This window comes from Spirillospora sp. NPDC046719 (assembly GCF_040645715.1).
Classification (GTDB): Bacteria; Actinomycetota; Actinomycetes; order Streptosporangiales; family Streptosporangiaceae; genus Spirillospora.
In genome coordinates this window covers 1-7,545 of the sequence record NZ_JBEYYT010000444.1, presented here as the reverse complement: position 1 = coordinate 7,545, position 7,545 = coordinate 1, and the positions used below count along the sequence as shown (strand labels likewise).

The window sequence follows — 7,545 nt, the reverse complement described above, 5'->3', positions numbered from 1 at the left end:
GCCCCGCCCGGCCCCCGCCCCGGGGCGCGGGCGCCCGCCGGCCGGGGCGGGGTGGCCGCCCCCCGGGCGGGGGGGGGGGCGGGGCGCGCGGCCCCGGGGGGGGCCCACGGGGGGGGGGGGGCCGCGGGCCGAGCGAGCGGGCGGGGGCGCGCGGGGCGCGGGGTCAGTCGGAGGAGAAGGCGGCGTCGAAGGCGGCGGACGGAGGTTCCATCGCGTTCAGCGCCCGGACGAACTCCAGCGCCTCGGGGGCGCCCTGGAGGCGGTCCATGCCGGCGTCCTCCCACTCGACCGAGATCGGGCCGTCGTAGCCGATCGCGTTGAGCGCGCGGAACACGTCCTCCCAGGGGACGTCGCCGCGGCCGGTGGAGATGAAGTCCCACCCGCGCCGCAGGTCCGCCCACGGCAGGTGCGACGAGAGCCGCCCGCGCCGCCCGTCCCCGGTGCGGACCTTGGTGTCCTTGCAGTCGACGTGGTAGATCCGGTCGCGGAAGTCGAACAGGAACCCGACCGGGTCGAGCTCCTGCCACACGAAGTGCGACGGGTCGAAGTTCAGCCCGAACGCGGGCCGGTGCCCGATCGCCTCCAGGGTCCGGACGGTCGTCCAGTAGTCGTAGGCGATCTCGCTCGGGTGGACCTCGTGCGCGAACCGGACGCCGACCTCGTCGAACACGTCCAGGATCGGGTTCCAGCGGTCGGCGAAGTCGGCGTACCCGCGCTCCACCATCGCCTCGGGGGTGGGCGGGAACATCGCGACGGTGTGCCAGATCGAGGAGCCGGTGAAGCCGACGACGGTGCCGACGCCGAGGCGGGCGGCGGCGCGGGCGGTGTCCTTGATCTCCTCGGCGGCGCGGCGGCGGACGCCCTCGGGCTCGCCGTCGCCCCAGATCCGCTCCGGCAGGATCGCCTGGTGGCGCTCGTCGGGGATGTCGCAGACGGCCTGCCCGACGAGGTGGTTGGAGATCGCGAACACCTTGAGGTCGTGCTTGGCGAGCGTCTCCAGCCTCCGCGGGACGTAGCCGTCGTCGGCGAGGGCCTTGTCGACCTCGAAGTGGTCACCCCAGCAGGCGATCTCCAGGCCCTCGTAGCCCCAGCCGGACGCCAGCCGGCAGACCTCCTCGAACGGCAGGTCGGCCCACTGGCCGGTGAACAGCGTGATCGGTCGCGCCATGTCAGCTCCCCTCGACGTCGGTCCAGCCGCCGGACGCCGCGCTCGCGGCGACCGCGTCGAGCACCCGCTGCACCCGCAGGCCGTCGGCGAACGACGGGCTCGGGTCCGCGCCGTCCGCGATCGCGGTCAGGAAGTCGGCCGCCTGGTGGGTGAAGGTGTGCTCGTACCCCAGCATGTGACCGGGCGGCCACCACTGCCGGGCGTAGGTGTGGACGGGTTCGGTGACGACGATCCGGCGGAAGCCCGCCGTCGCGGCGTCCTCGGTGCCGTCGTAGAACCACAGCTCGTTCATCGACTCCAGGTCGAAGGACAGCGCGCCGGACGAGCCGCTGACCTCGATCCGGAGCGCGTTCTTGCGCCCGGTCGCCATCCGGGTGGCCTCGAAGGAGGCGAGCGCGCCGCCGTCGGTGCGGCCGACGAACAGCGCCGCGTCGTCCACCGTGACCGCGGCGGTGCCGCCGCCGGGCACCGGGCGCTCCCCGACGAAGGTGTCCAGCACCGCCGACACCCCGACGAGCGCGTGCCCGGTGATGAACTGCGCGGTGTCGATGATGTGCGCGCCGATGTCGCCGAGCGCGCCCGTCCCGGCCCTGTCGCGGTCCAGCCGCCAGCTGAACGGCGCCTCCGGGTCCGTCAGCCAGTCCTGCAGGTACTGCGCGCGGACGTGCCGGACGGTCCCGATGCGCCCGTCCGCCACGAGGTCGCGGGCGAGCGTGACCGCCGGGACGCGCCGGTAGTTGAACCCGACCATCGACCGGATGCCGTGCTCGCGCGCGCGCTCGGCCGCCGCGACCATCGCCTCCGCCTCCGCCGACGAGTTCGCGAGCGGCTTCTCGCACAGGACGTGCTTGCCCGCCTCCAGCGCCGCGACGGCGATCTCGGCGTGCGCGTCGCCCGGCGTGCAGATGTCCACGATCTGCACGTCGTCGCGGCGCAGCAGCTGCTTCCAGTCGCCCTCCGACGACGCCCACCCGAGCGTGCGGGCGGCCGCGGCGGCCCGCCCGGCGTCGCGTCCGGCGAGAGCGGCCATCACCGGGGTCAGCGGCGGGCCGAAGAACGGCCCGACGGTGCGCCATGCCTGGGAGTGGGCGCGCCCCATGAACGCGTGCCCGACCATCCCGACTCCGACGGTGGTCAATGTGCTCACCTCTCTGTACTGCGCCCGCCGGGGTCGCCGGCGGGCGCGCGGTCCGCGCTCAGGACTCGAAGCCGAGCGGCAGGTAGCGGCTCACGTTGTCCCGGGTGACGGTCTCGGACGCCAGCGTGATCGACTGCGGCGGCTCCAGCTCCATCAGGTCGGCCATGCCCTTGCCCTGCGCCAGCAACCGGGCCAGCCGGACCGCGGACGCGGCCATCGTCGGCGGGTAGGTGACGGTCGCCTCCAGCACCCCGTTCCCCGCCTTGATCTCCCGCATGGCGTTGGCGGACCCGGCGCCGCCGACCATGAAGAACTCCTTGCGGCCGGACTGCTTGATCGCGGCGAGCACGCCGACGCCCTGGTCGTCGTCGTGGTTCCACAGCGCGTCGATCTTCTTGTGCGCCTGCAGCAGGTTGGACGCGACCTGGTTGCCGGTCTCCACGGTGAACTTCGCGTCCTGCTTGGCGGTGACGGAGTACCCGTAGGACTTCAGCGCGTCCGCGAAGCCCTTGCTGCGGTCCTGCGTGAGCGGCAGCGTCGCGATCCCCTGGATCTCCACGATCACCGGGTTCGAGACGCCCTTGGCCTTGAGCTTCTTGCCGATGTAGTGCCCGGCGGACACGCCCATGCCGTAGTTGTCGCCGCCGATCCACGTCCGGTACGACAGCTTGTCGGGGAACACCCGGTCCAGGTTGATCACCGGGATGCCGGCGTCCATCGCCTTGCGCGCGACCTGGTTGAGCTGCTCGCCGTCGTTCGGCAGCATCACCAGCACGTTCACCTTCTCCGAGATCAGCGACTCGACCGCGGAGATCTGCTGGTTGATGTCGTTGGTCGGCTGGACGGGCTTGAACGTCACGTCCTTGTACTTCTTGGCCTGCGCCTCGGCGTTCTTGGCGATCGCGGCGGTCCAGCCGTGGTCGGCGGCGGGCGCGGAGAACCCGATGGTCACCTGCTTGCCGGGCTTGTCGTTGTCGCCGCCGAGCGCGCCGGTCTGCGCGGCCGGGGCGGGGTCGTCCTTCTCGTTGTTGCTGGTGCAGGCGGTGGCGAGGGCGCCGGCCGCGACTGCGGCGCCGCCGAACAGGACGCCTCTGCGGGTGGGGCGGGTGCTCTGGTCGCGCATGACGTGCTCCTGGTTTCCGGGGGTGGGGCGGCGGGGGGCGCGCCGCGGGGGCGGGCAGGTCAGGTCGGATGAGCGGGGTCGGAGGGAGCGGGCCGGGGGCGAGCGGGTCAGGTGGGCGAGCGCAGGCCGCGGCGCTGCAGCAGCACCGCGATCCCGATGATCACGCCCTTGGCGATGAGCTGGTCGCTGGTCTGCAGGCCGTTCAGGATGAACAGGTTCGTGATGACGGTGAACACCAGCACGCCGAGGATCGACCCGGCGACGGTGCCGCGCCCGCCGGTCAGCAGCGTCCCGCCGATGATCACGGCGGCGATCGCGTCCAGCTCGTACAGGTCGCCGTGGGTGCTGGAGCCGGTGGTGGTGCGGGCCATGATGATGATCGCGGCGACGCCGCAGCAGAACCCCGACAGCGCGTACAGCAGCAGCGTGTGCCGCCGGACGTCGATGCCGGCGAGCCGCGCCGCCTCCGGGTTGCCGCCGACCGCGAACGTGCGGCGGCCGAACGTGGTGCGGTTCAGCAGCACCCACCCGGCGACCGCGACGGCCGCGAAGATGTAGACGACCAGCGGCAGCCCGAGCACCTTCGTGGTGGACAGCGACTCGATCGCGTCGTTCTCCGGCCGGATCAGCTGGGTCTTGCGGTCCGACATCCGCTGCGCCAGGCCGCGCGCCGACACCAGCATCGCCAGCGTCGCGATGAACGGGACCATCCGGCCGTAGGAGATCAGCAGGCCGCTGACGACGCCCGCGCCCGTCCCGACGAGGATCGCGCACACCGCCATCACCGCCGGCCCGTACGACTGCGTCGCGACGGTCGTCGCCCACACCGAGGCGAGCGCCATCACCGACCCGACCGACAGGTCGATCCCGCCGCCGATGATCACGAACGTCTGGCCGACCGTGATCACCCCGATGGTGGCGGCCAGCGCCAGGATGCCGACCAGGTTCCCGGAGGTCGGGAAGTTGTCGGGCTCGGTGACGACGCCGACCACCGCCAGCAGCGCCAGCGCGGCGACCAGCCCCAGGTGCCGGAACTCGCCGGGCCCGCGGCCCGCGCCGTCGCGCCGCAGCGGCCGGAGCGGCCCCTTCGCCCATGTTCCGCGTGCCGGGCCGCCGTGCACACCCGCGTCCGTCTCGGTCACAGCGCACCTCCGTCAGCCGGGTGTGTCTTCGACGTGAAAGCAAGCCGCATCTGATGCGGTTTCCGCGCCTCAAGCAGAAAGTGACCACTAAGGTGCGGGGAGTGAGGAAGGCGTACCGCTGCCGGGCTTACCCGTCCCCCGAGCAGGTCACGATGCTGAACCGCACGTTCGGGTGTGTGCGCCTCGTGTGGAACAGAACGCTGGCCGAACGTCAGGCCCGCTACCGCGCCGAAGGCCGGTCGACCTCCTACAAGGACACGGACTCCGCGCTGACCGCTTGGAAGAGGACGCCGGAACTGGCGTTCCTGGCCGAGGTCTCCTCGGTGCCTCTGCAGCAGGCGCTCCGGCACCAGCACGCCGCTTTCCAGGCGTTCTTCTCCGGGCGAGCCCGTCACCCTCGGTTCAAGACCCGATCCGGCCGCCAATCGGCGCACTTCACCCGATCGGCCTTCCGTATGCGCGAGGGGAACTTGTGGCTGGCCAAGGCCGCCGGTCCCCTTCGCATCGTGTGGTCCTGGCCCGCGGTGGATCTGTCGACGCTGGATCCGACGGTGGTCATCGTGTCCCGCGAGCCGGACGGTCGCTGGTTCGCCACCTTCGCCGTGGACGAGGACCCGCCGCCGGCGCCACCGGCATGCGACACCGTAGGGATCGATCTCGGGCTGAAAGAGTTCGCGGTCACCAGCCACGGCGACCGCATCCGCCGCCCCAAGAACATGGAACGGCACGAGCGTCGGCTGAAGCACTACCAGAAAATGATGGCCCGCAAGACCAGGGGCTCGGCCAACCGCCGGAAGGCGTGCCGCAGGGTCGCCCGGCAGCATGCCAGGGCTCGCGATGCACAAAGGGACTTCCTGCACAAGACCAGCACCGACCTCGTCCGCCGCTACGACGTGATAGTGCTCGAAGACCTGAACGTGTCCGGAATGGTCCGCAACCGCCGGCTCTCGCGGGCGATCTCCCGTGCCGGCTGGGCCGAGTTCCGCTCCATGCTGGAGTACAAGGCCACCCGGCTGGGGCGCCGGGTGGTGGTCATCGACCGTTGGTACCCGTCCTCCAAGACCTGCAGCGCCTGCGCGCATCTGCTTCCCCATCTGGAACTGGGCACTCGCCGCTGGCAGTGCCCCGCCTGCGGCACCCGGCACGACCGGGACCTCAACGCCGCGAAGAACATCCTGGCCGCCGGGCTGGCGGTGACGGCCTGTGGAGCGGGCGTAAGACCTCCGGACGTGCGTCCGGGGCGGCCCGCCGCGAAGCAGGAAGCCCGACCCGCGAGGGAAGGACCCGTCGCTCTTTAGGGCGGCAGAGGAAGTCAAAGCGCGCTCCCTTCCATGATCATGTTGAGTACGGCGGCCTCGTCCAGTCCGGCGGCGTCGCCGCTGTGCACCACCCGGCCCTCGCGCACGACCAGCACCCGGTCGGCGAGGCCGAGCACCTCGGGCACCTCGCTGGACACCAGCAGCACCCCGATCCCGCGCGCCGCCAGGGCGCGGATCACCGCGTACAGCTCCGCGCGCGCGCCGACGTCGACGCCGCGGGTCGGCTCGTCCAGGATCAGCAGCCGCAGGTTCCGCGCGCCCGCCAGCCACCGGGCCAGCACGACCTTCTGCTGGTTGCCGCCCGACAGCGTCACCACCGGGCGGCGCGGATCGGGCGGCCGGATGTCGAGCGCCTCGATCTGCTCCCGGACGTCCGCCAGCTCGCGGCGCCGGTTCAGCCAGCCGAGCCGCGAGTACCGGCGCAGGCCCGCGACCGTCACGTTCCCGGCGACGGAGTCGTTCAGCAGCAGCGCCTGGCTCTTGCGCTCCTCCGGCGCCATGCCCATCCCGCGCCGCACCGCCGCGCCGGTGTCGCCCGGACGCACCGGGCGGCCGTCCACGAGGACCCGCCCGCGCGCCGGGCGCCGCGCCCCGTAGACCGCCTCGAGGATCTCCGAGCGGCCCGACCCGACGAGCCCGGCCAGCCCGACGATCTCGCCCGCGCGGACGGAGAACGACACGTCCTCGAACGAGCCCGGCAGCGTGAGCCCCTCGACCCGCAGCACCTCGGCCGGGTCCGCGCCGCCGTCCGGCGCGGGCCGGTCGGGGAAGACGTACTCGATGTCGCGGCCGGTCATCAGCGACACGATGTGGTCGGTCTTCGTCGTCTTGGCGGGGAGGCCGTTCGCGACGGACCGGCCGTCCTTGAGGACGGTCACCCGGTCGCCGATCTCGCGGATCTCCTCCAGCCGGTGCGAGATGTAGACGACGGCCACGCCGGACGCGGTCAGCTCCCGGATGATGCGGAACAGATTCGCCACCTCGTCGTGCGCGAGGGCGGCGGACGGCTCGTCCATCACGATGAGCCGGGCGTCGTGCGACAGGGCGCGGGCCATGCTGACGACCTGCTTGCCCGCCGCGGGCAGCCGGCCCGCCTCGCGGCGCGGCGGGATCTCGCCGTGCCCGAGCCGGCCGAGCAGCTCCCGCGCGGCCCGCTCGGCGTCGCCGCGCCGGGTGAACCCGAGCGTCGCGCGCTCGTGGCCGAGGAAGATGTTGTCGGCGACCGACAGCCCGTCCACCAGGTCGAGCTCCTGGTAGATGGTCGCGATGCCGGCCCGCATCGCGGCGGTCGGCCCGGCGAGCCGCGCCGGCCGCCCGGCGAAGGCGATCTCGCCCTCGTCCGGCTGGTGCGCGCCGGCGAGCACCTTGATGAGCGTCGACTTCCCGGCGCCGTTCTGGCCGAGCAGGCAGTGCACCTCGCCGGCCCGGACGTCGAGGTCGACGCCGTCCAGCGCGCGGACGCCGGGGAACTGCTTGACGATGCCGCGCATGCGCAGCAGCGGTTCGGGTTCGGACGGGCCCATCGGGCCTCCTCGGGGGTCAGGAGGGACGCGTGACGGGAGGAACGCGGGTCGGGGACGGAGGTCGGGCGGGGCGGAGGGTGGGAGGGGCGGAGGGTGGGGGGGGCGGTGGGAGGGGGGGGCGGGGGGGGGGTC

The 7,545-nt window shown here is 72.9% G+C and carries 6 protein-coding genes; 1 reads left to right on the top strand and 5 read right to left on the bottom strand.

The genetic code is table 11. The features are described from left to right. Nucleotides 1-163: 163 nt before the first annotated feature. From ABZ914_RS42390 to ABZ914_RS42375, 4 genes are all read right to left on the bottom strand, one after another. Complete coding sequence (locus ABZ914_RS42390; protein WP_433140214.1) at nucleotides 164-1,168, bottom strand: sugar phosphate isomerase/epimerase family protein; 1,005 nt, start codon at nucleotides 1,166-1,168, stop codon at nucleotides 164-166. 1 nt (nucleotide 1,169) lies between these two features. Then, nucleotides 1,170-2,315, bottom strand: a complete 1,146-nt coding sequence (locus tag ABZ914_RS42385; RefSeq protein ID WP_387026901.1) for a Gfo/Idh/MocA family protein — start codon at nucleotides 2,313-2,315, stop codon at nucleotides 1,170-1,172. 49 nt (nucleotides 2,316-2,364) lie between these two features. Next, nucleotides 2,365-3,429: an ABC transporter substrate-binding protein gene (locus ABZ914_RS42380; RefSeq protein ID WP_500200403.1), complete on the bottom strand. Its 1,065-nt coding sequence runs from the start codon at nucleotides 3,427-3,429 to the stop codon at nucleotides 2,365-2,367. A gap of 107 nt (nucleotides 3,430-3,536) precedes the next feature. Further along, the gene (locus ABZ914_RS42375; protein WP_500200400.1) at nucleotides 3,537-4,571 is read right to left on the bottom strand and encodes an ABC transporter permease; all 1,035 of its coding nucleotides are present in this window, start codon (nucleotides 4,569-4,571) and stop codon (nucleotides 3,537-3,539) included. 101 nt (nucleotides 4,572-4,672) lie between these two features. Between ABZ914_RS42375 and ABZ914_RS42370 the strand changes: the two genes are divergently transcribed. Beyond that, nucleotides 4,673-5,869, top strand: coding sequence for an RNA-guided endonuclease InsQ/TnpB family protein (locus ABZ914_RS42370; RefSeq protein WP_500200398.1), 1,197 nt, complete (start codon nucleotides 4,673-4,675; stop codon nucleotides 5,867-5,869). A gap of 14 nt (nucleotides 5,870-5,883) precedes the next feature. Here the strand turns inward: ABZ914_RS42370 and ABZ914_RS42365 are convergent, their stop codons facing one another. Then, nucleotides 5,884-7,413, bottom strand: coding sequence for a sugar ABC transporter ATP-binding protein (locus ABZ914_RS42365; RefSeq protein WP_500200395.1), 1,530 nt, complete (start codon nucleotides 7,411-7,413; stop codon nucleotides 5,884-5,886). Nucleotides 7,414-7,545: the final 132 nt, after the last annotated feature.